Below are 25,191 nucleotides of genomic sequence, written 5' to 3'. Positions count from 1 at the left end.
CATGGAACAGGTGAACAGGAGGATCGCCGTCGTCGCCGCCGTCGTCCTGGCGACGGCTGCCTTCCTGAGCGTGGCCACGATCCGGCACAACTTCTTCGACCTCAAGGTCTACTACGGCGCGATCAACTACTGGGTGCACGACGGCGGCCAGATCTACGACTGGCTCAAGCCCAACAGCAAGTACGGCTACACGTACCCGCCCTTCGCCGCGCTCGTGATGGTGCCGATGGCGTTCGTCTCCTGGCCGGTCGCGGTCGTGATCAGTTGCGCCGCCGCGGTGGTCACCGGCGGGCTTGTCGTGTGGTGGCTCGTCGACCCGATCGCCCGGCGCGAGGGGTGGACCCGTTGGTTCGCGTTCGCGATCGCGTTTTGCCTTGTCGCGGCGTTCGAGCCGATGCGCGAGACGTTCACCTTCGGGCAGGTCAACACGCTGCTGCTCTTCCTGGTCGCCGCCGACCTGCTGTGGCTGGTGGGGCGCGGGCACAAGGCGGCCGGCGTCGGCATCGGCCTGGCCACCGCGGTCAAGCTGACCCCGGGGATCTTCATCCTGTACCTGCTGGTCACCCGCCGCTGGCGGGCCGCGATCACGGCGAGCGCGACCGCCGCCGGCGTGACGCTGCTGGCGGCGGCGGCCGCACCCGACGCGTCCCGGCAGTTCTGGACCGAGATGCTGTGGAACACCGACCGGGTCGGCTCGCTTTCGTTCATCTCCAACCAGTCGCTGGAGGGGGTCGTGGCGCGGCTCGACCCGGTGCATCCCAGAACGGTCCTGTGGCTGGCACTGGTGGTGGCGACACTCGCGGTCTGGGTGTGGCGGGTGCGGCGCGCCGACGTGCGCACCGGCCTCGCGCTCACCGGCGTCGTCCAGTGCCTGGTCAGCCCGGTGACCTGGGTGCACCACCTGGTCTGGCTGCTACCGGCGCTGATCCTGCTCTTCGACCGGGCGCTGGAGGCCCGAAACCGCCGCCTGGTCATCTTCGCGATCGTCACCTACGGGTTCCTGATCAGCCGGTTTGTCTGGATCTGGGAGCGCGGCTCGCCCGGCGTGAGCGGCTTCGTCGGCAGCAACATGTACGTCTGGCTCAGCATCGCCCTGCTCGTCCTCCTGCCGATACCCGACAGGGCCGATGGGCCACATGTTGCCGATTGGTCCTCCGCCAGGACGGATCATCGGCGCATTGTGAGGGCATGAGCGGGAGTCGTGAGGCTACGGGCAGGGACCACGACGGCGGACGAGCGCCGAGCGACGGAGCGTGGCAGACAGGGTCCGATCCGCTGCTGGACGGCAACGGCGAGGGCGTGCTGCGCCAGGTGTACGACGCCGCCGGACCGTATCTCACCTCGCTCGCCGACCGGCCGGTCCGCGACCCGGCCTCCGCGCCGCTCCTCCAGGATCTGGCCGGAGACCTCCCGGACAAGGGCGAAGGCGCGGCCGCCGCCGTGCGCCGGCTTCTCCACGTGGGTACCGAGGCCGGCACGCACTCCGCCGGCCCGCGCTTCTTCCACTTCGTGATCGGCGGCGTGACGCCGGCCGCGCTCGCCGGCGACTGGGCCTCGTCGCTGCTCGACCAGAACGCGGCTTTCCGCGCCTCCTCGACGTTCGCCACCGAGGTGGAGACGGTCGCGCTGCGGTGGCTGCGAGAGCTGTTCGGCCTGCCGGAGGGGTACGGCGGCGCGCTCGTGGCCAGCGCCACGTTCGCCAACTTCACCGGCCTCGGCGCGGCCACCCACTGGTGGGGCGAGCGGCACGGCGCCGACGTCGCCGCGAACGGGCTGGCCGGGCTGCCCCGCATGCCGGTGCTCTCCGGCGGGTACGTGCACGCGAGCTCGCGCAAGGCGCTTCAGATGCTCGGCCACGGGCGCGAGTGCGTGGAGGTCTTCGCCCGCGACGGGATCGGCCGCGTCGACCTCGCGGCGATGGAGCGGCGGCTGGCCGCGTCGAACGCTCCCGCCGTGATCATCGCGAACGCCGGCGAGGTCAACGCCGGCGACTTCGACCCGGTCGCGGACCTCGCCGACCTCGCCGAGCGGTACGGCGCCTGGCTGCACGTCGACGGCGCGTTCGGGCTTTTCGCCGCGCTGTCCCCGCGCACCGCCGGGCTGGTGGCCGGGATCGAGCGGGCCGACTCGATCGCCTGCGACGCGCACAAGTGGCTCAACGTGCCGTACGAGAGCGGCTTCGCCTTCCTGCGCGAGCCGGCCCGCCTGGCGGCCGCGTTCGGCATGCCCGGCGCCGCGTACCTGCCGGCCCCGGACGACCCACGCGGAGGGTACGCGCTGCTCGGCCCCGAGTCGTCCCGCCGGGCGCGGTCGCTGCCGATCTGGGCGACGCTCGCCGCGTACGGCCGCTCCGGCTACCAGGCGATGGTGGAGCGCCACCTCGACCTCGCCCAGCACCTCGCCGCGCTCGTCGACGCGGCACCCGAGCTGGAGCGCCTCGCCGACGTGCCGCTGTGCATCGTCTGCTTCCGGGCGCGCCCCGCCGGCGTACCCGAGGAGGAGCTGGACGACCTCAACCGTGAGCTGGGCGCGAAGCTGCTCGCGGACGGGCGGGTCTTCGCCGGCACCACTGTGTACGGTGGCCGTGTCGCGCTGCGCCCGGCGATCGTCAACTGGCGCACCACGGAGTCGGACATCGACACGTTCGTCGAGGTCGTCCGGTCGCTGATTCCCTGACGTTTCCCCGCTGTTATCCGGGTGGACAGGCGCTTTGAGTACGCACAGTGAATGAAGCGCAGACACATAGGACCGCTCGCGGCCGGCGTTCTCGTCGCATCGATGCTGCCCGCTGTGCCGGCATCGGCGCACGGTCCCGGCGGCACGGGCCCGTTCGGCCGGATCGCCACAGTTCCGGCATACCTCAACAGCGACATCACCGACGACGCCGCGGCTGAGATCGCGGCGGTGAGCTCCGACGGCCGTACGGTCATCTACACCGACAGCCCGGGGGAGCGCCTCGGCTTCTTCGACATCACCGACTCGTCGCACCCCAAGCCCGCGGGCGTGCTGGAGCTGGCCGGCGAGCCGACGTCGGTGGCCACGTTCGGCCGGTACGCGCTCGCCGCCGTCAACACCAGCGCGAGCTTCACCGACCCGTCCGGCGAGCTGGTGGTCGTGGACGTGAAGACCCGCGCCGTGGTGCGCACGATCAAGCTGGGCGGGCAGCCTGACTCGGTGGCGGTCGCGCCGAGCGGCCGGTACGTCGCCATCGCCATCGAGAACGAGCGGGACGAAGACGTCGACGACGGCGCGATCCCGCAGCTGCCCGCCGGCTGGCTGTCCGTCGTGGACACCCGCACGTGGTCGGTGTCCACGGTGGACCTGATCGGGCTGGCCACGGTGGCGCCAGGTGATCCCGAGCCGGAGTACGTGAGCATCAACCGCGACGACGAAGCGGTGGTGAGCCTCCAGGAAAACAACCACCTCGCCGTCGTGCGGCTGCGCGATCGCAAGGTGGTCAAGCACTTCTCCGCCGGTGCCGTCACGGTGTCCGGTGTGGACACTGAGGACGACGGCCAGATCCTCCTCAATGGAACGGTGACCGCCAAGCGCGAGCCGGACGGTGTGACGTGGCTGGACGACAACCTCTTCGCCACCGCCAACGAGGGTGACTACGAGGGCGGCTCGCGCGGCTTCAGCGTCTTCGACAAGCGCACCGGCCGGGTGGTCTTCGACAGCGGCAACGCGCTGGAGCGCCTGGCGGTCGCACACGGCCTCTACCCGGACAGCCGCTCGGACGCCAAGGGCAGCGAGCCGGAAAACGTCGCGGTCGGCACGTTCGGCGGCACCCCGTACCTCTTCGTCAATGCCGAGCGGGCCAACTTCGTCGCCGTGTACGACGTGCGCAAGCCGTGGGCGCCGCGCTTCGTGCAGCTGATGCCGGCTGTCAACGGACCGGAGGGCGTGGTCACCGCGCCGTCCCGCGGCCTCGTCGTGGTCTCCAGCGAGGAAGACATGCCGGACGAGGGCATCCGCGCCTCGGTGCAGCTGTACAAGTTCGGCGCGAAGAGCGACTTCCCGTCGATCGTCTCCACCCGCGGCATCGGCTGGGGCGCGCTCTCCGGCCTCTCCGCGGTGCCGGGCAAGCGGGACCGGCTCGTGTCGGTGACCGACAGCGTGTACACCCCCACCCGCCTCCTCACGATCGACACCGGCGCACGGCCCGCTCGCATCGATGCGGCCCAGGTGGTTTCGAAGGGCGGCGTTCCAGTGGCGTATGACGCGGAAGGCGTCGCGGCCCGGATCGGAGGCGGCTACTGGCTTGGCGTCGAGGGCTCCGGCGGCAAGCCCAACCTCCTCGTGCGCCTCGCCCCCGGCGGCGCGGTCGTCGAGGAGGTGCCGCTGCCCGCCGACGTGGCCGCCGCGGTCACCGGCAACGGCATCGAGGGCGTCGCGGTGACCGGCTACGGCTCCAAAGAGCAGGTGTGGGTCGCGATCCAGCGCGAGCTGACCGGCGACCCGAAGGGCCTGGTCCGGATCGGCCGCTACTCGGTGGCCACGAAGTCGTGGGCCTGGCTCGCTTACCCGCTGGACGCCGCCCCGAGCGGCGCCTGGGTGGGGCTCTCCGAGATCGCCGCCGTCGACCACGACACATTCGCGGTGGTCGAGCGCGACAACCAGCGCGGCCCGGCCGCGACGGTCAAGAAGGTCTACACCTTCGACCTGCCGGCCGGCTTCGGCACCGGGCTACCGCTGGCGAAGAAGCGCCTCGCCGCCGACCTGCTGCCCCTGCTGCACGCCGGCAACGGCTGGACCCAGGACAAGGTCGAAGGCCTGACCATCGGTGGTGACGGCCGCACGTACGCGGTCACCGACAACGACGGCGTCGACGACTCCACCGGCGAGACCGTCTTCATGCGGCTCGGCAAGCTCCTCTAGGGCCGCGAGACCTGGGGGAGTTGGTGCCACGCCGTTGCACCAACTCCCCTGAGGATCTTTTTGAGCTACCGCGATGCCCGTCGTGGTCCAGACCGCTGCTCCCGCGGCCTCACCCTTCGCGGTTGGTCACGCTTACCCTCCGGGGGTGGGCGTTTGTCCACAACGCCTGTCGCCGACCAGGCGGCGGAAGATCGAAGCAGGGCTTAGTGGCCCCGCCGAAGTAGCCGCAACCACAAACAAACCCGAAACGAGCGGAGCAGCGCAAACGTGAAGGCCGGCGCACCGAGGTGCGCCGGCCTTCACGACCCGGACTTTCGATCAGACGTTGTAGTAGAGCTCGAACTCGTGCGGCGTCGGGCGCAGGCGGATCGGGTCGACCTCGTTTTCCCGCTTCCAGGAGACCCAGGTCTCGATGAGGTCGGGCGTGAAGACGCCGCCCTCGAGCAGGAAGTCGTGGTCGGCCTCGAGCGAGTTGAGCACCTCGGGCAGCGAACCCGGCACCTGCTTGACACTGCCCCACTCCTCCGGCGGCAGGTCGTACAGGTCCTTGTCGATCGGCTCCGGCGGCTCGATCTTGCTCTTGATGCCGTCGAGGCCGGCCATCAGCATGGCCGAGAACGCCAGGTAGACGTTGGCGGAGGGGTCGGGCACCCGGAACTCCACCCGCTTGGCCTTGGCGTTGCTGCCGGTGACCGGGATGCGGGTGCAGGCGGAGCGGTTGCGCTGCGAGTAGACCAGGTTGACCGGGGCCTCGAAGCCGGGCACCAGGCGCCGGTACGAGTTGACGGTCGGGTTGGTGAACGCCAGCAGCGACGGCGCGTGGTGCAGCAGGCCGCCGATGTACCAGCGGGCGGTGTCGGAGAGGCCCGCGTAGCCGGTCTCGTCGTAGAACAGCGGCTCACCGTTGAGCCAGAGGCTCTGGTGGGTGTGCATGCCGGAACCGTTGTCGCCGAAGAGCGGCTTGGGCATGAACGTCGCGGTCTTGCCGGCGGCCCAGGCGGTGTTCTTGACGATGTACTTGAACAGCTGGAGCTGGTCGGCCGCGTGCAGCAGCGTCGAGAACTTGTAGTTGATCTCGGCCTGGCCGGCGGTGCCGACCTCGTGGTGCGCGCGCTCGACGGTGAAGCCGGCGCCGATCAGGTTGGTCACGATCTCGTCGCGCAGGTCGGAGTAGTGGTCGACCGGCGGCACCGGGAAGTAGCCGGCCTTGTAGGGCGTCTTGTAGCCCTTGTTGCCGCCCTCTTCCTCGGCACCCGTGTTCCAGGCGCCCTCGATCGAGTCGATGTAGTAGTAGGCCTTGTTGGCCGCCGTCTCGTGGCGGATCGAGTCGAAGACGTAGAACTCCGCCTCGGGGCCGAAGTACGCGGTGTCCGCGATGCCGCTGGCGGCGAGGTAGGCCTCGGCCTTCTTGGCGACGTTGCGCGGGTCACGCGTGTAGGCCTCGCGCGTGAACGGGTCGTGGATGAAGAAGTTGAGCGCGAGCGTCTTCTGCGCGCGGAACGGATCGATGTATGCACTTGCCACGTCCGGCAGCAGCAGCATGTCCGACTCGTGGATCTGCTGGAAGCCGCGGATCGACGAACCGTCAAAGGCAAGGCCGTCGGTGAAAAGAGCCTCGTCGACGGACTCGACCGGGGTGTTGAAGTGCTGCATCACACCGGGCAGGTCACAGAACCGTACGTCGACGAACTTCACGCCCTCGTCTTTGAGGTACCGAAGGAGTTCCTCGGAATTGGCGAACAACACGTCCTCCTGGCACGTCGCTGAGCTATTACGTCGCTGAGCTAAGGGCGGGCACGGCCGCCTGCATGGCTGGCTGGTCGCGACGGTATGGCTGTGCCGTTGCCCAGGCGTGTCTCTAATGTTTCCGCCGTGTTACGTCAGCGGTAGAGGGCGCGACGTCCACCACTTAGCCGTGGCCAGGTCACCGAACGGACCATACACCGGCCGACCACCTCCGCGGGTGGTATGCGGCCAGGTGTCCCGTAGGCTGGGCGGCTGTGACCGAGCCGGACGAGCTTCCCAGCCTGGCCAAGCGCTTCGGCGCACTGGTGATCGACTGGGTGCTCTGCCTACTCGTGTCCAACTTCTTCGGCGACCCGCTCCGCGACGGCTGGCCGCCCGTGCTCGTCCTCGTCTTGGAGTACGGCTTCTTCATCGGCCTCTTCGCGCAGACCCCGGGCATGGCCGTGGTCCGGCTCAAGTGCGTCTCGTTCAAGGACGGCGGCCGGATCGGCATCCCCCGCGCGCTGCTGCGCGGCCTGCTGCTCGCGCTGGTCGTGCCCGCCCTGATCATGGACCCCCACCGCCGCGGCCTCCACGACAAGGCGGCCGGCTCGATCGTCGTGAACCCGTAGGCCCCGGTGCGGGCTCGCGTGGCAGCGGGCAGGATGGGTTTGTGGATCTCAGGGGGTTGCTGGAGCAGCGCCGGCTGGTGGCGATCGTCCGGGGGCGGGACGCGGACGCGGCCACCCGGAGCGTCGTCGCGCTCGTCGAGGCCGGCGTGTCACTCGTCGAGGTGTCGCTCACCACGTCGGGCGCGGAGAGCGTGATCGAGCGGGCGCGCGCCCACCTCGGGCCCGGCGCGGCGCTCGGTGCCGGCACGGTCTGCACCGCCGTCGACGCGATGCGGGCGGCCGAAGCGGGCGCGTCGTTCGTGGTGACGCCGGGATATGGGCCGGGCGTCGACGAGGCGACCAGGCTCGGGCTGCCCGCCCTCGTCGGCGCGCTCAGCCCGACCGAGGTGATCGCCGCCACCGGGGCGGGTGCCACCGCGGTGAAGCTCTTCCCGGCGTCCGTCGGCGGACCGGCTTACCTCAAGGCGCTCCGCGATCCCTTCCCGGATGTCCCGTTCGTCCCGGTGGGCGGGGTTGACGCGGAGCTGGCCCGCGGTTACCTGGCCGCTGGCGCGGTCGCGGTCGGCGTGGGTTCGCCCTTGCTGGGTGACGCGCCGCACGGCGGCGACATCGCCGGTCTTCGCGCGCGGGCGAAGCAGTTCCTCGACGCGGTGGCGCGGGCGTCATGACGGACGTCCTCACGTTCGGGGAGACCATGGCGGCCCTCCGGGCGGGTGGGCCGCTGCGCCTCGGCGGGCAGCTGTCGCTCTCGATCGCCGGCGCGGAGGCCAACGTCGCGATCGGGCTGGCCCGGCTCGGCCACGCCGCCCGGTGGGTGGGCGTCACCGGCGCCGACGAGATGGGCGCGCTCGTGCTGCGCACGCTGCGGGCCGAGGGCGTCGACGTCTCCGGCTGCGCGGTATCGCCGGACGCGCCGACCGGCCTGATCATCTTCGAGCCGCGCGTGGCCGACGTGACGCGGGTGACCTACTACCGCTCCGGCTCGGCCGGCTCGCAGCTGTCCGAGGCGGAGGTCGTGGCGGCGTTCGAGCTCGGGCGGCCACGGGTCCTCCACGTCACCGGCATCACGCCGGCACTGGGCGACGGGCCGGCCGCCGCGGTGATGCGCGCGGCCGCCCAGGCCAAGGCGGTCGGGGCGACCGTCTGCCTCGACGTGAACCACCGGGCGCGGCTGTGGAGCGTCGAGCGCGCCGCCGCCGCGCTGCGGCCGCTGCTGTCGAGCGTCGACGTCGTGGTCGCGTCCGAGGACGAGCTGCCGGTGCTCGTCGACCCCGGTGCCGACCCGCTCACCACGCTTTTCGGGGCGGGCGTACGCGAGGTGGTGGTCAAGCGCGGTGGCGACGGGGCGTCGGCGCACCGGCCCAACCTGACCGTGGACCGGCCGGCGCGGCGGGTGCCGGTGGTGGACACCGTCGGCGCCGGTGACGCGTTCGTGGCCGGCTACCTTTCCGGGCTGCTCGACGACCTCGACCTGACCGGCCGGCTGGACCGGGCGGTGACGACCGGGGCGTTCGCGGTGGCCGCGCGCGGCGACTGGGAAGGGCTGCCCACCCGCGCGGAGCTGGCCCTGCTGGACGCCGTGCCCGGCACCACCGTCAGGTAGACGGCTCGATCAGGTTGAGCGCGATCGCCACCGTGTCCTGGTCCGGCCAGGTGATCTTCACGTCGCCGCGGGCGATCGCGTAGACGCCGGTGCCGCCGAGGATCGCGCCGACGGCGGTGCGCGGGAAGGCGCCGAACCGGTTGATCACGCGCTGGTAGTGGATTTCGCCGTCGGCCAACTGGAGCACGACCTGGCTCAGGATGACCGGGCCGTCCAGCGTGACGTCCACGATGGACGTGGAGGCGGCGGCGACGCCCGAGGCCGCGCCGGCCTTGTCGGTCAGGTCGAACGTGGCGATGTACGTCAGGCCCAGGACCGGCAGGTCGGGCAGCGTTATCCTCTTCCGCTTGGCAATCAGCTCCACAGTGGATCGTGCCTGGGCCGGTGCCGGTGTGGCCAGCGCGCCGGCGACGAGGCCGAGCCCGAGGCCGGCAAGGTGGTCGCGCCTGTTCATCGCCACTCTCCTGACTCAAAATCGTCGAACCTAACTGAACTCGTCGAACCTGGCGAGGACCGCCAGGAACGCGTCCGGACCCAGCCCGGTCGGGCCGCCGAACGGGTGGCTCATCTCGTACGTCAGCCACAGCGTGAACGCGAGCAGCACGGTCATCGCCCCGATCATCGCCAGCTGGTTGCGGAAGCGGCCGTAGCTGAAGAAGAACGTGAACGCCACGGTGATGACCGCGCCGGCGAGCAGGCCGATCCACATGATCGGTGGCACCGGTGAGGTGACCGCGCCGGTGCGCTCCCGCCGGGCGTCGACGAGCGCGTTGATGGCGTCCAGCGTCTGCCCCATCAGGATCTCCTGGCGGGCGTCCGCCGGGCGCAGTGCCGCTGTCTCCGCGCGCATCCGGGCCACCTGGGCGCGGGCGTCGGCGCTCGTCCGCCCCTCCCGCATCGCCGGCCACTCGTCGTACGCCACGGTGTGCGCGTAGTCGCGGGCGAGCGCGGTGAGCTGGCTGCGCTGCGGCTCGGGCAGGGTGCGGGCGGTGAAGTAGATCTGCGAGACGTCGTTCGCCTCGGCCTGCACGTCGTCGTGGACCTTGCTGGAGAACTCCCAGACCACGATGACCACGAATGCGAGGAGGATCGCGTACAGCACGCCCACCATCGAGAAGATCGCGCCGGAGCCGGGCTCGGATTCGGAGCTCATGTCCGGTGGACGCGGGCTTGTGACCTGCGATGACGGCGAACCACCCGTTCGAACGACCTCCAGGTCACAGCCCTGTACGGGGTCGATTACGCGGTGTTAGCTTCCATCGCAGCGGCCGTGCGCCGTCTCTTTCTCTCCCCCTTACGCCTTCCGCGATTGGTGGTGTGTGCGCAGTGACCGTGACCGAATCCATCGAGGATGCCCAACCGAACCAGAGCCTGAGCACGGCGGCGGCGCGAAATCTCGCGACGACGACCAAGTCCGTGCCGCAGATGCAGGGCATCTCCTCGCGCTGGCTGCTCCGCGTGCTGCCCTGGGTGCAGGCAGCCGGCGGCGTGTACCGGGTGAACCGCCGGATGTCGTACGCGATCGGTGACGGCCGCGTGACGTTCACCAACACCGGCGCGCAGGTGCGCGTCGTACCCCAGGAGCTACGCGAGCTGCCCGCGCTGCGCGGCGTCGAGGACGACGAGGTCCTGATGGCGCTGGCGGAGCGCTTCGACCAGCACGAGTACGCGCCCGGCGACGTGATCGTCGAGTTCGGACACCAGGCGGACCAGGTCTACCTGATCGCGCACGGCAAGGTGAACAAGGTCGGCACCGGCCGCTACGGCGACCAGACCGTCCTCGGCGTGCTCGCCGACGGCGACTACTTCGGCGACCAGTCCATCGTGGACGCGGCGGGCATCTGGGAGTTCACCGTCAAGGCCGTCACCCCGTGCACGGTGCTGTCGCTGCCGCGTACCGACGTCGAACGCCTCGCCGACCAGTCCGAGCAGCTGCGGGCGCACATCGAGGAGCTGCGCGCCAGCTCCGGCCAACCGCAGAACCCCCACGGCGAGGCGGCGATCGAGGTCTCGTCCGGCCACAGTGGAGAGCCCGTCCTGCCCGGCACGTTCGTGGACTACGAGCTGTCGCCTCGTGAGTACGAGTTGTCGGTGGCGCAGACGGTGTTGCGGGTGCATTCGCGGGTGGCGGATTTGTACAACCAGCCGATGGATCAGGTGGAGCAGCAGTTGCGGTTGACGGTGGAGGCGTTGCGGGAGCGGCAGGAGAACGAGTTGGTGAACAACCGGGAGTTCGGGTTGTTGCACAACGCGGATCTGAAGCAGCGGATACACACGCGTAACGGCCCGCCCACCCCCGACGACATGGACGAGCTCCTCGCCACCGTCTGGAAGGATCCGACCGTCATGCTGGCCCACCCGCGGGCGATCGCCGCGTTCGGGCAGGAGTGCAGCCGCCGGGGCCTCTACCCGCAGAGCGTCGACCTAGCCGGCCACCAGGTGCCGGCGTGGCGCGGGATCCCGCTGCTGCCGTGCAACAAGATCCCGATCAGCGACACCCGCACGACCTCCATCATGCTGCTGCGCACCGGCGAGGAGCGGCAGGGCGTGATCGGCCTCCACCAGACCGGGCTGCCGGACGAGTACCAGCCGGGGCTGTCGGTGCGCTTCATGGGCATCAGCGACCAGGCCATCATCTCGTACCTGGTCAGCGCCTACTACTCCGCGGCGGTGCTGGTGCCGGACGCGCTCGGCGTCCTGGAGAACGTGGAGATAGGCCGGGAGGGCTGACCCGACCGCGGCCCGGTCGCGCCCCGGTGCGGCCGGGCCATCCCCTCGCTTGAATGGTGGTGTGTGGTGACCGTGACCGAGTCCACGACAGACGTACGACCGAACCAGAGCCTGAGCACGACGGCGGCGCGCAACCTCGCGACGACGACCAAGTCGGTGCCGCAGATGCAGGGCATCTCGCTGCGGTGGCTGCTGCGCATGCTGCCGTGGGAGGAGGCGCCGGGCGGCGCGTACCGGGTCAACCGGCGGCTGACCCTGACCGTCGGCGACGGGCGGGTGAGCTTCACCAACACCGGCGCCCGGGTGCGGGTGGTGCCGCAGGAGCTGCGCGAGCTGCGGCTGCTGCGCGAGCTGGCCGACGACGGCGTGCTCGCCGCGCTGGCCGACCGCTTCGAGCAGCGCGAGTACGCCCCCGGCGACGTCATCGTCACCGCCGGGCAGCCGGCCGAGGACGTGTACCTCGTCGCGCACGGCAAGGTGAACCGGGTCGGCAGCGGCCGCTACGGCGACCCCACGGTGCTCGGCACGCTGGCCGACGGCGACCACTTCGGCGACCAGGTGCTGGACGGCACGGAACGGACGTGGGACTTCGGCGTCACGGCACTCACACCGTGCATCCTGCTCGCGCTGCCACGACAGTCCCTTGTGGAGGAGGCGGTCGCGCACGTGCGGCGCGTCCTCGCCCGCCCGCGCCAGCGGCGCAACCGCCAGGGTGAGGCGGCGATCGCGATGTCCGCCGGCCACAAGGGCGAGCACCAGCTGCCGGGCGCGTTCGTGGACTACGAGTTGTCGCCTCGGGAGTACGAGTTGTCGGTGGCGCAGACGGTGTTGCGGGTGCATTCGCGGGTGGCGGATTTGTACAACCAGCCGATGGATCAGGTGGAGCAGCAGTTGCGGTTGACGGTGGAGGCGTTGCGGGAGCGGCAGGAGAACGAGTTGGTGAACAACCGGGAGTTCGGGTTGTTGCACAACGCGGATCTGAAGCAGCGGATACACACCCGCACCGGGCCACCCACACCCGAGGACATGGACGACCTGCTCTGCCGCCGGCGCAACACGCGGTTATTCCTCGCCCATCCGCGCGCGATCGCCGCGTTCGGCCGCGAGTGCAGCAGCCGCGGCGTGTACCCGGAGCCGGTGGAGGTGGAGGGGCGCCGGGTGATGGGGTGGCGGGGCGTACCGGTGCTGCCTTGCGACAAGATCCCGATCGGGCCGGGCGGCACCACCTCGATCATGGCGATGCGCATCGGCACGGACGAGAGCGGCGTGGTCGGCCTGCGCGAGACAGGGCTGCCGGACGAGTACGAGCCGGGCCTCAACGTGCGCTTCATGGGGATCGACGACCGGGCGATCCGCTCGTACCTGGTCAGCGCCTACTACTCGGCCGCGGTGCTGGTGCCGGACGCGCTCGGCGTCCTGGAGAATGTCGAGATCGAGCGATGACGACTGTGTCGGAGAAGGAAACGAGCAGCGGTCGGTCGGCGCCGGAGGTGCTGGCGTGGAGCCGCACGTGCGTCGACCCGGCGCTGCGCGCGGCGGTGGACACGCTCCCGGAGACCCTGCGCCAGATCGCCGGATACCACTTCGGCTGGTGGGACCGGGACGGGCGCGCGGTCGGCGCGCCCGGTGGCAAGGCGATCCGGCCGGCGCTCGTGCTGCTCAGCGCCGAGGCGGTCGGCGGCGACCCGACCGCCGCGCTGCCGGCCGCGGTCGCCGTCGAGCTCGTGCACAACTTCTCCCTGCTGCACGACGACGTGATGGACGGCGATCGCACCCGCCGCCACCGGGACACCGCCTGGACCGTGTACGGCGTCGGACCGGCGATCCTGGCCGGCGACGCGCTGCTCGCGCTCGCGTTCGACGTGCTGGCCAGCAGCGGTCATCCGGCCGTCATGCCCGCCAGCCGGCTGCTGCACGGCGCGGTGCAGGACCTGCTCGACGGGCAGAGCGCCGACCTGGCGTTCGAGATGCGGTCCGAGGTGGAGCTCCGCGAATGCCTCGGCATGGCGCGGGGCAAGACCGGCGCGCTGCTCGGGTGCGCGTGCGCGCTCGGTGCCACGCTCGGCGGGGCGGGTTGGGAGCGGGTCGACCGGTTCCGGGAGTTCGGCGAGCGGCTGGGGCTAGCGTTCCAGTTCGTCGACGACCTGCTCGGCATCTGGGGCGATCCCGCGGTGACCGGCAAGCCGGTGCACGCCGATCTGCGCCAGCGCAAGAAGTCGCTGCCGGTGGTCGCCGCGCTGACCTCTGGTACGCCGGCCGGCCGGGAGCTCGCGGTTCTCTACAGTGGAGCGCCGCCGTCCGGTGCCGACCTGGTGCGCGCCGCCGAGCTCGTCGCCGAGGCCGGTGGCCGGGACTGGAGCCAGGCGCAGGCCGACGACCTGCTCGGCCAGGCGCTGCACCACCTCCGGCAGGCCCATCCGGCCGCCGCGCCGGCCGCCGAGCTGACCGGCCTGGCTGGTCTCGTTACCCACCGGGATCGGTGAAAGGGGCGGTTTCGCAGGATGCGAATGGCTTGAACCGGGCCTCCACCAGCTGCGTGGCCTCCGAATAGGGCACGTTGTCTATGGACGGAGGCAACAGTGAAACTCACGCATGCGCGGCTCCTGGCCGTCGCGATCGCGGTCACCGTCGTCAGCACTGTCGGGGGGAGCGCCGCGACGGCGGGCGCCGACGGCCCACGGGGTGGAAACACCGTTGTGGAGCGGCTTTCCGGGTACGAGGAGGATCCGCTCGTCATCTCCACGACCGGCTCGGGGCAGTTCCGCGCTCAGATCAACGAGCGCGCTCAGGAGATTTCGTACCGGTTGACCTACTCCGCTCTGGAAGGCACCGTCACGCAGGCGCACATCCACCTTGGGGGGAAAGCGCAAAGTGGCGGTATCAGCGTATTCATCTGCACCAATCTCGGTAACGGGCCGGCCGGCACGCAGGCCTGCCCCGCGGCGCCGGCGACCGTCACCGGCACCATCCGGCCGGCCGACGTGATCGGTCCGGCGGGCCAGGGGATCACGGCCGGGCAGTTCAGCGAGCTCGTCGCCGCGGTCCGGGCCGGCGCCACCTACGTGAACGTGCACAGCAGCCTCTACCCCGCCGGGGAGATCCGCGCCCAGCTGGGCCACAGCCACTGATCAAACGACTGGTGATCAGGGCGTCCGGGGAGACGCCCTGATCACTTCCCGGCACGGATCAGTACCGTAGAGCGATGAGCACGCTGGCCGATGAGGCGCGGATGGCGGCAAACGGAGCCGCTGACCGGCTCGGGGTGCGGGTCCTGGAGCTGTCCGAGGTGGACGATCAGCGGGCGGCCGCGGAGCTCTTACAGCGCGTCTGGAACGCCGACTCACCCGACCAGCTTGTCAACGCGGGCTTCATGCGGGCGTTCTCGCACTCCGGCAACTACGTCGTCGGCGCGTACCGAGGCGGCCAGCTGCTCGGCGCCGCGGTCGCCTTCATCGGCGCCGACCATCTGCACTCGCACATCGCCGGCGTGGAGCCGGGGCGGCAGGGCTCCGGCGTCGGGTTCGCGATGAAGCTGCACCAGCGGGCCTGGGCGCTCGACCGCGGCCTGGACACGGTGTGCTGGACCTACGACCCGCTGGTCCGGCGCAACGCCTACTTCAACCTGTGCAAGCTCGGCGCCCGGGCCACCGCGTACCTGCCGGACTTCTACGGCCCGATGGACGACGGCATCAATTCCGGCGGCCCGAGCGACCGCATGTACGTGCGCTGGGACCTCACCTCGCCCAGCGCGAACGCGGCGGCCCGCGGTGAGTGCCGGGAGGTCGATCCGGCCGGCGGCGTCGTGGTGCTGGGGCGGGGCGGCGACGGCTCCCCGGCGCCGGTCGCCGGGGCCGTCGGCCGGCGGCTCCTGGTGGCCGCGCCGGCCGACGTCGAGGCGCTGCGCGGCGCCGACCCCACGCTCGCCAGCCGCTGGCGGTACGCGCTGCGCGACGCGATCACCGCGGCGATGGACCGGGGCTATAGCGTGGCGGGCGTGACGCGAGACGGCTGGTACGTGTTGGAAGACGCATGAGGCTGACCGGATTGGAGCTGCGGCGCGTCGCCATGCCGCTGGTCTCACCGTTTCGCACCTCGTTCGGCACCGAGTACGACCGCGACGTGCTGCTGGTGCGCGCGGTCACCGGCGACGCCGAGGGCTGGGGCGAGTGCGTGGCGATGTCCGAGCCGCGCTACTCCAGCGAGTACGTGGACGGCGCGGCCGAGGTGATCCGCCGCTTCCTCGTGCCGGCGCTCGCCGCCCTGCCCAGTGCCGACCCGGTCGCGGTCGAGCCGGTGTTCGCCGAGATCAAGGGGCATCCCATGGCGAAGGCGGCGGTGCAGACGGCGCTGCTCGACGCCCAGCTCCGGGCGGCCGGGCTGTCGTTCGGCGGCTACCTTGGCGCGGTGCGCGAGCGGGTGCCGGCCGGCGTCTCGGTCGGGATCATGGACTCGATCCCCGCGCTGCTGGACGCGGTCGCCGGCTATCTCGGGCAGGGATACCTGCGGATCAAGTTGAAGATCGAGCCCGGCTGGGACGTCGAGCCGGTGCGCGCCGTGCGCGAGCGCTTCGGCGACGAGGTGCTGCTCCAGGTCGACGCGAACACCGCGTACACGCTGGCCGACGCCCGCCAGCTGGCCCGGCTCGACCCGTTCGACCTGCTGCTGATCGAGCAGCCGCTGCCCGAAGACGACGTGCGCGGGCACGCCGAGCTGGCCCGCCAGATCCGCACCCCGGTCTGCCTCGACGAGTCGATCACCTCGGCGCGGGCGGCGGCGGACGCGATCGCGCTCGGCGCGGCCGCGATCGTCAACGTCAAGCCCGGTCGGGTCGGCGGCTACCTGGAGGCCCGGCGGGTGCACGACGTGTGTGCGGCGCACGGCGTGCCGGTGTGGTGCGGCGGGATGCTGGAGACCGGCCTCGGCCGCGCGGCCAACGTCGCGCTCGCCGCGCTGCCCAACTTCACGCTGCCCGGCGACACGTCCGCCTCCGACCGGTACTTCGCGCGGGACATCACCGCGCCGTTCGTGCTGGAGGAGGGGCACGTACGCGTGCCGACCGGCCCCGGCCTGGGCGTCGAGCCCGACCCGGACGCGCTGGGCGACCACACCACCGCCACGGAGTGGCTCAAGATCACATAAGGGGCGGCCGTGGCGAGCGAAGCGAGCGTGGCCGTTCGACGTAGTGGAAACGAAACACACCGGTAACAGCCTCTTGACCGCGTGATCGATGGGCGCCTAGCCTCTCCAGGACGTAGGACATAGGACGTCCCATGAGTGGACGCGAAGGAGGCACCGTGGGTACCTCGACATATCGGACCATAAGCCGCCGCGATCTTCTGCGCTACACCGCGATCCTCGGCGCCGCCACCACCGTCACGGCGACCGTGTCCGCCTGCGGCAGCGGGCCGGCCTCCACCGGCTCGACGGGTGGCGACGGAGACAAGGAGCTGGTCACCGCCGTGATCGGCTACGGCAACGACCAGAGCTGGGATCCCACCCAGACCGCGTCCGCCTTCTCGATGGCCGCCATCCAGCACATCTACGAGGCGCTCGTCGAGACCGACCCGGTGAGCCGCGAGCCGTACCCGGCGCTCGCCACCGCGCTGCCGGCCGACCCGACCGCGACCACCTGGAAGTTCACGCTGCGGCAGGGCGCCAAGTGGCACGACGGGCAGCCGGTCACCGTCGACGACGTGCTCTTCACCTTCGAACGGGTCCTGGACCCCGAGGTCAAGCCGCTGGTGGGCAACTTCTTCCGGGCGTGGCTGAAGGAGGTGCGCAAGGTCGACGACACGAGCGTGGAGCTCGTCTTCAAGTTCCCCTTCCCGGACGCGCTCCGGCGGCTCGCCATCGCCAAGATCCTGCCGAAGCACGTCTTCGGCGTCGCCGGCGGCTGGGACGCGGCCAAGGGCGGCAAGGCGGTCGGCTCCGGACCGTTCAAGCAGACCGCGCACAACCCGAAGTCGAACACCACCTTCGAGGCGTTCGCCGACTACAACGGGCCGCGCCCGGCCGCGTACAAGAAGATGAACTGGCTGTCCATCGTGGACGCCGCGGCCCGCGTCGCGAAGATCTCCGGCTCGCACGCGGAGGCGCAGATCTCGGACAACATCCCGTACGCCAACATCGACCAGCTCAAGAGCGGCGGGCTCACGGTCGAGGGCGCCAAGGGCATGAACCACATGTTCCTGATGTTCAACACCGGCAACAAGCCGTTCGACGACGTGCGGGTGCGGCAGGCCCTGCTGTACGCGATCGACACCAAGACGATGATCGACGTCGCGCTCAAGGGGCACGGCACCGCGTCGACGAGCTTCCTCAACGAGGGCAACCCGTCTTACGAACGGGCCAGCACCGTGTACGCGTACGACCCGGACAAGGCCAAGTCGCTGCTCGCCGCGGCTGGTGTGACCGGGCTGTCGATCACGCTGATGGCGGTCAACGTGAGCTGGATCGCCGACTGCCTGCCCACGATCGCCAACTCCTGGAACGCGATCGGCGTCAAGACCACGCTCCAGCCGCAGGACACCAGCGCGCTGTTCACGAAGATGGACCAGTCGCAGGACTACCAGGTCGTGGCGGCCGCCTCCAACCCCAACCAGTTCGGCATCGACGCCGACCTGATCCTGCGGTACAACTACACGCCCGGCGGCGTCTGGATGAAGTACACGAAGTGGGACGCCAGCCCGGCGGCGAAGGACCTCTTCGCGTTGATGGACAAGGCGACCGAGGAGCCCGACCCGGCGAAGAAGCTGGACCTCACCCACCAGTACCTCAACGTGATCGCCGAGCAGGCGGTGCTCTACCCGGTCGTGCACACCGAGCTGATGACCGCCTGGGACAGCAAGAAGCTCACCGGCGTGCGCCCGCAGGGGTACCCAGGCATCAACCTGCTCCAGTCCAAGCGAGTCTGAGCTCGTGTCCGTGATCGCCCGGATGCTGGCCCGCCGCATCCTCATCCTGATCCCGCTGCTGCTGGGTGTGATCCTGTTCGTCTTCATCGTCATGCGGTTCTCGAACAACAAGCCCGAGTACGCGTACTTCCAGGGCACGAACCCGACGCAGGAGCAGATCCAGCAGTTTCGCGAGGAGAACGGGCTGACCGACCCGCTGCCGGTGCGGTACGTGCGTTTCGTCGGCGACCTGCTCCAGGGCGACATGGGCACGAGCGTGCTGACCCGGGCGCCGGTGCTCGACTCGGTGCTCACCGCGCTGCCGCTGACGATGCAGCTGACCTTCCTCGGGCTCGGGATCGCCGTGGTGACCTCGCTTCTGCTGGGTGTCACCGCGGCGATCTTCCGGGACAGGTGGCCCGACCAGGTGATCCGGGTGGTGTCGCTGGGCGGGGTGGCGGCGCCCGGGTTCTGGCTGGCGCTGCTGATGATCCAGTGGCTCGCGGTGGACCGGGGGTGGTTCCCGACCGGCGGGTACATCAACCCGGCCGACTCGTTCACCGGGTGGCTGCGCTCGATGACGCTGCCCGCGCTGGCCCTGTCGCTGCCGGTCGCCGCACAGCTCACCCGCATCGTGCGCACGTCGATGGTGGAGGAGCTGGACAAGGACTACGTGCGCACGGCGATCGGCAGCGGGCTGCCGCCGATCGTCGTGGTCGGCCGCAACGTCCTGCGCAACGCGCTCATCAACCCGTTGACCGTGCTCGGTCTGCGGGTCGGCTACCTGCTCGGCGGCGCGGTGGTGATCGAGACGATCTTCGCGCTCCCGGGCATGGGCAAGCTCATGATCGACGGGGTCACCAACGGCGACCCCGCCGTCGTGCAGGGCGTGGTGCTGACCATCGCCACCGGCTTCGTCGTGGTCAACCTCGCCGTCGACATCCTGTACCTGCTGGTGAACCCGCGCCTCCGGAGCGCCTCATGAGACGCCTCTCGCCGCTCTCCTGGATATCTCTCGGCGTGCTCCTCGCGATCGCGCTCGTCGCGCTCCTCGCGCCGTGGATCGCGCCGCATTCGCCCCTCGACCAGGCCAGTGCCGGCGGCGGCCCCTCGGCCGACCACTGGATGGGGCTCGACAGCGCCAACCGCGACATCCTCAGCCGGCTCATGCACGGCGCGCGCTGGTCGCTCGTCATCGGCCTGGGCGCGACCGCGTCCGCGCTCGTCGTCGGCGCCATCGTGGGCGCCACCGCCGCCGCGGCCCCGAAGTGGGTCGACGAGGGCATGATGCGGATCCTCGACGTCGTCATGGCGTTTCCCGGGATCGCACTGGCCGCCGTGCTCGTGGCGGTCTTCGGCGGCGGCATACAGGTGCTCGTCTTCGCGATCGCCTTCCTCTACACACCGCCCGTCGCCCGCGTGGTACGCGCCAACGTGCTCGCCCAGTACGGCGAGGACTACGTCGCCGCCGAGCGGACCATCGGCGCGCGCACCTGGCACATCCTGGTCAAGCACGTCGCCGTCAACTGCGCCGCGCCGGTGCTGGTCTTCTGCACGGTGATGGTGGCCGACGCGATCGTCTTCGAGGCGTCGTTGTCGTTCATCGGCGCGGGTGTGCGGCCGCCGAACCCCTCCTGGGGCAGCGTCATCGCCGACGGCAAGAACATGGTGCTGCTCGGCGGCTGGTGGGCCACCGTATTCCCGGGCCTGCTGATCCTCCTCACCGTGCTGTCGCTCAACATCCTCTCCGAGGGCGTCTCGGACGCCTGGGCCGCGCCCACCGCACGCCGGGCGCCCCGCTCCACAAAGGAGGGTGACGCCATCGAGGCGGTCAAGCCCGGCTCGGGCGACGTGGTCCAGCTGCCCGGACTCGCCGAGGCGGCCCGGCGGCTCGCCGAGCGGGCCCGGCCGCTGCCCGCCGGCCGGCCCGTGCTTTCGGTCGAGCGCTTGCGGATCAGCTTCCCCGGCCGGCACGACGACGTGGACATCGTCGACGGCATCGGCTTCGAAGTGCGCCCCGGCGAGGTGCTCGGGCTGGTCGGCGAGTCCGGCTGCGGCAAGTCGCTCACCGCGCTGACCGTGATGGGTCTCGAGCCGCGCGGGGCCCGGGTGAGCGGGCAGGTGCGCTTCGACGGGAAGGACCTGCTCGCCCTGCCGCGCCGGGCCCGCCGGCGGCTGCTCGGCCACGACATGGCGATGATCTACCAGGACGCGCTCTCCTCCCTCAACCCGGCGATGACCATCCGGGCCCAGCTCAAGCAGCTGATCCGGCGTGGCGGCAAGCGGAGCGCGACCGAGCTGCTGGAGATGGTCGGGCTCGACCCGAAGCGCACGCTCTCGTCGTACCCACACGAGCTCTCCGGCGGGCAGCGGCAGCGGGTGCTCATCGCGATGGCGCTCTCCCGAGACCCCAAGCTGATCGTCGCCGACGAACCCACGACCGCGCTCGACGTGACCGTCCAGGCGCAGGTGATCGAGCTGCTGCTGCGCCTGCGCGCCGAGCTCGGCTTCGCACTGATCCTCGTCTCCCACGACCTGGCCCTGGTCGCCGACGTGACCGACCGGGTCGCGGTGATGTACGGCGGGCAGATCGTCGAGACCGGCGTCACCGCGTCGCTCGTCGGCGCGCCCGCGCACCACTACACCCGCGGGCTCCTCGGCTCGGTGCTGTCGCTGGAGTCCGCGGCGCCGCGGCTCACCCAGATCCGCGGCGTGGTGCCGTCGCCGGCCGACTTCCCGTCCGGCTGCCGCTTCGCCGACCGCTGTCCGATGGCTTCCTCCGTGTGCCGCTCCGAAGCCCCACCGCTGGTCGGGCTCGACGGGCACGCCGTCGCCTGCCATCACCCGGCGACCGTACTGGCGGGTGTCTCATGACAGTCCTTGTTGAACTGTCCGATGTGCACGTGGTGCACAAGGCGCGCTCCGGCGGGCTGTTCCACCGCGACCGTGTCTATGCGCTCACCGGCGCCGACCTCACCGTCGCGCCCGGCGAGACCGTCGGCATCGTGGGGGAGTCCGGCTGCGGCAAGACCACGCTCGCCAAGGTGCTCGTCGGCCTCCAGCGCCCGACGTCGGGAACGGTCACCTTCAAGGGGAACGACCTGGGAAGCATGCCCGACTTCCGGCGGCGCCGCCTGATCGGAGCGGGCGTCGGCATGGTCTTCCAGGACCCGTCCACCGCGCTCAACCGGCGGCTGCCGGTGCGCAAGGTGCTGCGCGACCCGCTCGACGTGCACGGCCGGGGCACACCTCGGCAGCGCGCGGAGCGGGTGCGCGAGCTGCTCGCCCAGGTGGGTCTCCCTGCCAGCGCCGCCGACGTGCTGCCCGGCCAGCTCTCCGGCGGGCAGCGGCAGCGGGTGGCGATCGCCCGCGCGCTCGCGCTCGAACCCGACCTGCTGGTCGCCGACGAGCCGACGAGCGCGCTCGACGTGTCGGTGCGGGCGCAGATCCTCAACCTGCTGCTCGACCTCAAAGAGCGGCTCGGCCTCGCGCTCGTCTTCGTCTCGCACGACATCCAGACGGTACGGCGGATGAGCGACCGGGTCGTCACCATGTACCTCGGCCGGATCGTCGAGGAGACGCCGGCCGCGGCGCTGCCGCACGGCGCGCGGCATCCCTACACGCGGGCGCTCTTCTCCGCCACGCCCGGCCTGCTGCACCCGATCGATCCCATCCCGCTGGTGGGACCGGTGCCGTCGGCCACCCGGCCGCCGAGCGGCTGCCCTTTCCGTACCCGCTGCTGGCGGGCCGAAGACGACTGCGCGGACGAGATGCCGCCGCTCGACGGCGACACCGGGCAGCTCATCCGCTGCTACCACCCGGTGCCGGCCGGCGCCACCGACCGCGAGCTGATCAGCCAAGCACAGGAGCGTTCATGACCACGGCCCAAGCCCTCACCGGCGTCATCCCTCCGGTGTGCACCCCGCTCACCCCGCGGTACGAGGTGGACACCGGCTCGCTGACCCGGCTCGTCGACCACCTGATCGACGGGGGTGTGGACGCGCTGTTCCTGCTCGGTTCCTCGTCGGAGGCGGCGTTCCTGCCGGACCGGCACCGCCGGGTCGTGCTGGACACCGTCGTCGCGCACGTCGCCGGGCGGGTGCCGGTGCTCGCCGGTGTCATCGACATGACGACGATGCGGGTGCTGGACCACGTGCGGTCCGCTGTGGACGCCGGCGTGGACGGGATCGTCGCCACCGCGCCCTTCTACGCGCGCACGCATCCGACCGAGATCCGGGCCCACTTCCGCGCGATCGCCGACGCGGCGGCGCGGCCGCTGTACGCGTACGACCTGCCGGTGTCGGTGCACACCAAGCTCAGCACCGACCTCGTGCTGGACCTGGCCGCCGAGGGCGTACTGGCCGGCGTCAAGGACTCCAGCGGCGACGAGGGCGGGCTGCGGTCGGTGATCCTCGGCCGCCGCGACCGGGAGGACGTCAGCGGGTTCAGCGTGCTGACCGGGTCCGAGCTGACCGTCGACTCAGCGCTGTGGATGGGCGCCAACGGGGTCGTCCCCGGACTGGGCAATGTGGACCCGCACGGGTACGTGCGGCTGCTGAGGTCGGCGTGGGCCGGCGAGTGGGACGCCGCGCGGGCCGAGCAGGAGCGGCTGTTTCACCTCTTCGAACTCATCACGGTGGGAGGCACACGCATGGGCATCAGCTCGTCCGCACTGGGTGCTTTCAAGGCGGCACTCTTCCTGCGCGGCGTCATCGACCACCCGACGACCGCGCCGCCACAGGTGCCGCTCGACGATGACGAGATCGCCCGGGTCGGCAAGTACCTGGCCGCGGCGGGGCTGGTCTGATGAAGGCGCTCCTCGCACTCGCGCTGCTCGGCCCTTCGGTGGCCGCCCCGGCACCCTCGGTCGACGAGCAGGTGCTGTACCGGCAGGGCGATTCCGGCTACTCCTGCTTCCGCATCCCCGCCGTCGTGCGGGCCAACGACGGCACCGTGCTGGCCTTCGCCGAGGGGCGGGTCGCGGACTGCGGCGACGACGGCGACATCGACCTCGTGCTCCGCCGCTCGACCGACGGCGGGCGCACGTGGGGGCCGCTCCAGGTGGTATCCGAGGGCAACGGGAGCACGCACGGCAACCCGGTGCCGATCGTCGACCGCCGCACCGGACGGGTCGTCGTCGTGACCACCCACAATGGACCGGCACCGTGCCCCGACGGGTGCGACCGCGACCCGTACGTGCAGGTGAGCGACGACGTCGGGGCCACCTGGTCGGCGCCGCGCGAGCTGACCGAGGCGAAGCGTCCGGAGTGGAACCACTGGTACGCCACCGGGCCGATGCACGGCATCCAGCTCACCCGCGGCCCGCACGCCGGGCGACTGGTGGTCGGCGCGAGCTTCGAGAGCTGGGATCGGGTCGGCCCGCACGTGTACGGCACACACCTGCTCTACAGCGATGACGGCGGCGAGACATGGCACATCGGCGCGGAGACGTCCCGCGACGACGGGCGGGTCATCGCGCAGGAGGTGACCGTCGTCGAGCTGCGCGACGGGCGGATATACGCGCTGGCCCGCGAGCGGGGCACCGACCCGGGCAGCCGGGCGTACGCGACGAGCAGCGACGGCGGCGAGACCTTGGATCGTCCCTTCCGGACACTGCCGGCGTTGGAGATGCCGGACGTGCAGGGCTCACTGCTCCGCTTCGACTCGGGGCGGATCCTCTTCTCGGCGCCGGCACACCCGGCCGCGCGCGAGGTGGCGTCGATCCGCTCGTCGTACGACGAGGGGCGCACCTGGGAGACGTGGCGGCAGGGCAAGGTCTTCTCGTGGGGCCCGACCGCGTACTCCGACATGGTGCGGCTCGACGGCGACGAGGCCGCGCTGATGTACGAGTCAGGCACCTCGACGCCGTACGAGAGCATCCGGTGGACCCGCTTCGACGAGGCCTACCTGGACACGCCCAACGGCACGCCGCCGGGCATCCCCGGCCCACCCGCTCCGGCCCCGACGACGCCGGACGTGTCGCCCGCGCGCAACGACGCCTACCTGCGCGGCGGAGCGGCCGGTGTCGAGGACGGGCGCTTCGGCGGCGGGCTGGCGCTGGACGGCGTCGACGACCGCGTCGAGGTGCCGTTCGACCGCTCGATCGACCTCGGCGGCGGCGACTTCACGCTCACCGCCTGGATCCGCTACGCCGAGCCGACCAAGCAGGGCGCGATCCTCTGGGCGTACCGGATGGGAAGCGGGACCACCCCGCAGATCTGGCTGCGCGCGGAGCCGGCGAGCAAACGGATCCGGGCCCTGATGGTCGTCGACCGCTTCACGGTGAGCGTGGCCTCGACGTCCGCCTACAACGACGGCGCGTGGCACCACGTGGCCCTGCGCCGCGCGGACGGCCGGCTGGCCCTGCTCGTCGACGGCACCGAGGTGGCATCGACGACCGCACCGCCGGGCTCGGTGACGGCGGGCAAGGAGTTCGGCGTGCAAGGCATCCACATCGGACAGCGCGTGGACGGCGCCGACCGCTTCCGCGGCACGGTCGACGAGGTGCGCGTCTACCGCCGCGGCCTCACCGACACCGAGCTGCGCCTGGTCCGCGACTGGAACGCCCCGCTCGGCGGCCGCCTGGGCCTACGACTCCCGTTCTAGCGACCGCTAGCCGGGCAGGAACGAGATCGTGGTACTTCAGACCCCCTATGGGGGACCGGAGTACCACGATCTTTTCGGCGCGTGTGGGTGATCAAGGGGTAACCGCGACCAGCAGCGATGGGTG

21 protein-coding genes are annotated in these 25,191 nt (G+C 71.1%); 18 read left to right on the top strand and 3 right to left on the bottom strand.

Annotated features, from left to right (window positions below):
* Window position 1: 1 nt before the first annotated feature.
* The 3 genes from AC5L36_RS32420 to AC5L36_RS32410 are packed head-to-tail and all read left to right on the top strand — an operon-like array spanning window position 2 to window position 4,878.
* Complete coding sequence (locus AC5L36_RS32420) at window positions 2–1,192, top strand: glycosyltransferase 87 family protein (RefSeq protein WP_441222573.1); 1,191 nt, start codon at window positions 2–4, stop codon at window positions 1,190–1,192.
* Complete coding sequence (locus tag AC5L36_RS32415) at window positions 1,189–2,676, top strand: pyridoxal phosphate-dependent decarboxylase family protein (RefSeq protein WP_441222572.1); 1,488 nt, start codon at window positions 1,189–1,191, stop codon at window positions 2,674–2,676. The genes AC5L36_RS32420 and AC5L36_RS32415 overlap by 4 nt, the downstream gene beginning before the upstream one ends.
* 51 nt (window positions 2,677–2,727) lie before the next feature.
* Window positions 2,728–4,878: an esterase-like activity of phytase family protein gene (locus AC5L36_RS32410; RefSeq protein WP_441222571.1), complete on the top strand. Its 2,151-nt coding sequence runs from the start codon at window positions 2,728–2,730 to the stop codon at window positions 4,876–4,878.
* A 318-nt stretch (window positions 4,879–5,196) separates the two neighbouring features.
* Here AC5L36_RS32410 and glnA read toward each other — a convergent pair whose 3' ends face one another.
* On the bottom strand, window positions 5,197–6,621 hold the full coding sequence (glnA, locus tag AC5L36_RS32405) for a type I glutamate--ammonia ligase (RefSeq protein ID WP_441222570.1): 1,425 nt from the start codon (window positions 6,619–6,621) through the stop codon (window positions 5,197–5,199).
* A 257-nt stretch (window positions 6,622–6,878) separates the two neighbouring features.
* Between glnA and AC5L36_RS32400 the strand changes: the two genes are divergently transcribed.
* Genes AC5L36_RS32400 through AC5L36_RS32390 form a run of 3 tightly spaced genes read left to right on the top strand, consistent with a single transcriptional unit; the run spans window position 6,879 to window position 8,838 of the window.
* Window positions 6,879–7,235 carry an RDD family protein gene (locus tag AC5L36_RS32400; protein WP_441222569.1) on the top strand — a complete coding sequence of 119 codons (357 nt, stop codon included), beginning with the start codon at window positions 6,879–6,881 and terminating at the stop codon, window positions 7,233–7,235.
* Between the two features lie 41 nt (window positions 7,236–7,276).
* Window positions 7,277–7,903 carry a bifunctional 4-hydroxy-2-oxoglutarate aldolase/2-dehydro-3-deoxy-phosphogluconate aldolase gene (locus tag AC5L36_RS32395; protein WP_441222568.1) on the top strand — a complete coding sequence of 209 codons (627 nt, stop codon included), beginning with the start codon at window positions 7,277–7,279 and terminating at the stop codon, window positions 7,901–7,903.
* Complete coding sequence (locus AC5L36_RS32390) at window positions 7,900–8,838, top strand: sugar kinase (RefSeq protein ID WP_441222567.1); 939 nt, start codon at window positions 7,900–7,902, stop codon at window positions 8,836–8,838. The genes AC5L36_RS32395 and AC5L36_RS32390 overlap by 4 nt, the downstream gene beginning before the upstream one ends.
* Here the strand turns inward: AC5L36_RS32390 and AC5L36_RS32385 are convergent.
* Window positions 8,831–9,292, bottom strand: a complete 462-nt coding sequence (locus AC5L36_RS32385) for a hypothetical protein (RefSeq protein ID WP_441222566.1) — start codon at window positions 9,290–9,292, stop codon at window positions 8,831–8,833. The two genes, AC5L36_RS32390 and AC5L36_RS32385, sit on opposite strands and share 8 nt — an antisense overlap.
* 30 nt (window positions 9,293–9,322) lie before the next feature.
* Window positions 9,323–9,991, bottom strand: a complete 669-nt coding sequence (locus AC5L36_RS32380; protein WP_441222565.1) for a bestrophin-like domain — start codon at window positions 9,989–9,991, stop codon at window positions 9,323–9,325.
* A gap of 173 nt (window positions 9,992–10,164) precedes the next feature.
* Here AC5L36_RS32380 and AC5L36_RS32375 point away from each other — a divergent pair, with 173 nt between their 5' ends.
* From AC5L36_RS32375 to AC5L36_RS32320, 12 genes are all read left to right on the top strand, one after another.
* Window positions 10,165–11,568, top strand: coding sequence for a family 2B encapsulin nanocompartment shell protein (locus tag AC5L36_RS32375; RefSeq protein ID WP_441222564.1), 1,404 nt, complete (start codon window positions 10,165–10,167; stop codon window positions 11,566–11,568).
* Window positions 11,569–11,634: 66 nt separating this feature from the next.
* Window positions 11,635–13,011, top strand: a complete 1,377-nt coding sequence (locus AC5L36_RS32370; protein WP_441222563.1) for a family 2B encapsulin nanocompartment shell protein — start codon at window positions 11,635–11,637, stop codon at window positions 13,009–13,011.
* On the top strand, window positions 13,008–14,051 hold the full coding sequence (locus AC5L36_RS32365; protein ID WP_441222562.1) for a family 2 encapsulin nanocompartment cargo protein polyprenyl transferase: 1,044 nt from the start codon (window positions 13,008–13,010) through the stop codon (window positions 14,049–14,051). Before AC5L36_RS32370 ends, AC5L36_RS32365 begins: the two co-directional genes overlap by 4 nt.
* A 96-nt stretch (window positions 14,052–14,147) precedes the next feature.
* Entirely contained in the window at window positions 14,148–14,696 is a 549-nt protein-coding gene (locus tag AC5L36_RS32360) for a CHRD domain-containing protein (protein ID WP_441222561.1), read from the top strand.
* Window positions 14,697–14,770: 74 nt separating this feature from the next.
* On the top strand, window positions 14,771–15,601 hold the full coding sequence (locus AC5L36_RS32355) for a GNAT family N-acetyltransferase (protein ID WP_441222560.1): 831 nt from the start codon (window positions 14,771–14,773) through the stop codon (window positions 15,599–15,601).
* Window positions 15,598–16,707, top strand: a complete 1,110-nt coding sequence (gene menC, locus AC5L36_RS32350; RefSeq protein ID WP_441222559.1) for an o-succinylbenzoate synthase — start codon at window positions 15,598–15,600, stop codon at window positions 16,705–16,707. The genes AC5L36_RS32355 and menC overlap by 4 nt, the downstream gene beginning before the upstream one ends.
* A 155-nt stretch (window positions 16,708–16,862) precedes the next feature.
* Window positions 16,863–18,482: an ABC transporter substrate-binding protein gene (locus AC5L36_RS32345; protein ID WP_441222558.1), complete on the top strand. Its 1,620-nt coding sequence runs from the start codon at window positions 16,863–16,865 to the stop codon at window positions 18,480–18,482.
* A 4-nt stretch (window positions 18,483–18,486) separates the two neighbouring features.
* Window positions 18,487–19,446: an ABC transporter permease gene (locus AC5L36_RS32340; RefSeq protein ID WP_441222557.1), complete on the top strand. Its 960-nt coding sequence runs from the start codon at window positions 18,487–18,489 to the stop codon at window positions 19,444–19,446.
* Window positions 19,443–21,335: a dipeptide/oligopeptide/nickel ABC transporter permease/ATP-binding protein gene (locus AC5L36_RS32335; RefSeq protein WP_441222556.1), complete on the top strand. Its 1,893-nt coding sequence runs from the start codon at window positions 19,443–19,445 to the stop codon at window positions 21,333–21,335. Before AC5L36_RS32340 ends, AC5L36_RS32335 begins: the two co-directional genes overlap by 4 nt.
* Window positions 21,332–22,339 (top strand): oligopeptide/dipeptide ABC transporter ATP-binding protein, encoded by a 1,008-nt coding sequence (locus AC5L36_RS32330; RefSeq protein WP_441222555.1) that lies wholly within the window; start codon window positions 21,332–21,334, stop codon window positions 22,337–22,339. Before AC5L36_RS32335 ends, AC5L36_RS32330 begins: the two co-directional genes overlap by 4 nt.
* Window positions 22,336–23,268, top strand: a complete 933-nt coding sequence (locus AC5L36_RS32325) for a dihydrodipicolinate synthase family protein (protein ID WP_441222554.1) — start codon at window positions 22,336–22,338, stop codon at window positions 23,266–23,268. The genes AC5L36_RS32330 and AC5L36_RS32325 overlap by 4 nt, the downstream gene beginning before the upstream one ends.
* Window positions 23,268–25,067 (top strand): exo-alpha-sialidase, encoded by a 1,800-nt coding sequence (locus tag AC5L36_RS32320; RefSeq protein ID WP_441222553.1) that lies wholly within the window; start codon window positions 23,268–23,270, stop codon window positions 25,065–25,067. Before AC5L36_RS32325 ends, AC5L36_RS32320 begins: the two co-directional genes overlap by 1 nt.
* Window positions 25,068–25,191 lie beyond the last annotated feature (124 nt).

It is taken from the genome of Phytohabitans sp. LZ39, assembly GCF_059359075.1.
The sequence above is the reverse complement of the archived record's forward strand: the minus strand, read 5'-3'. Positions and strand labels throughout refer to the sequence as shown.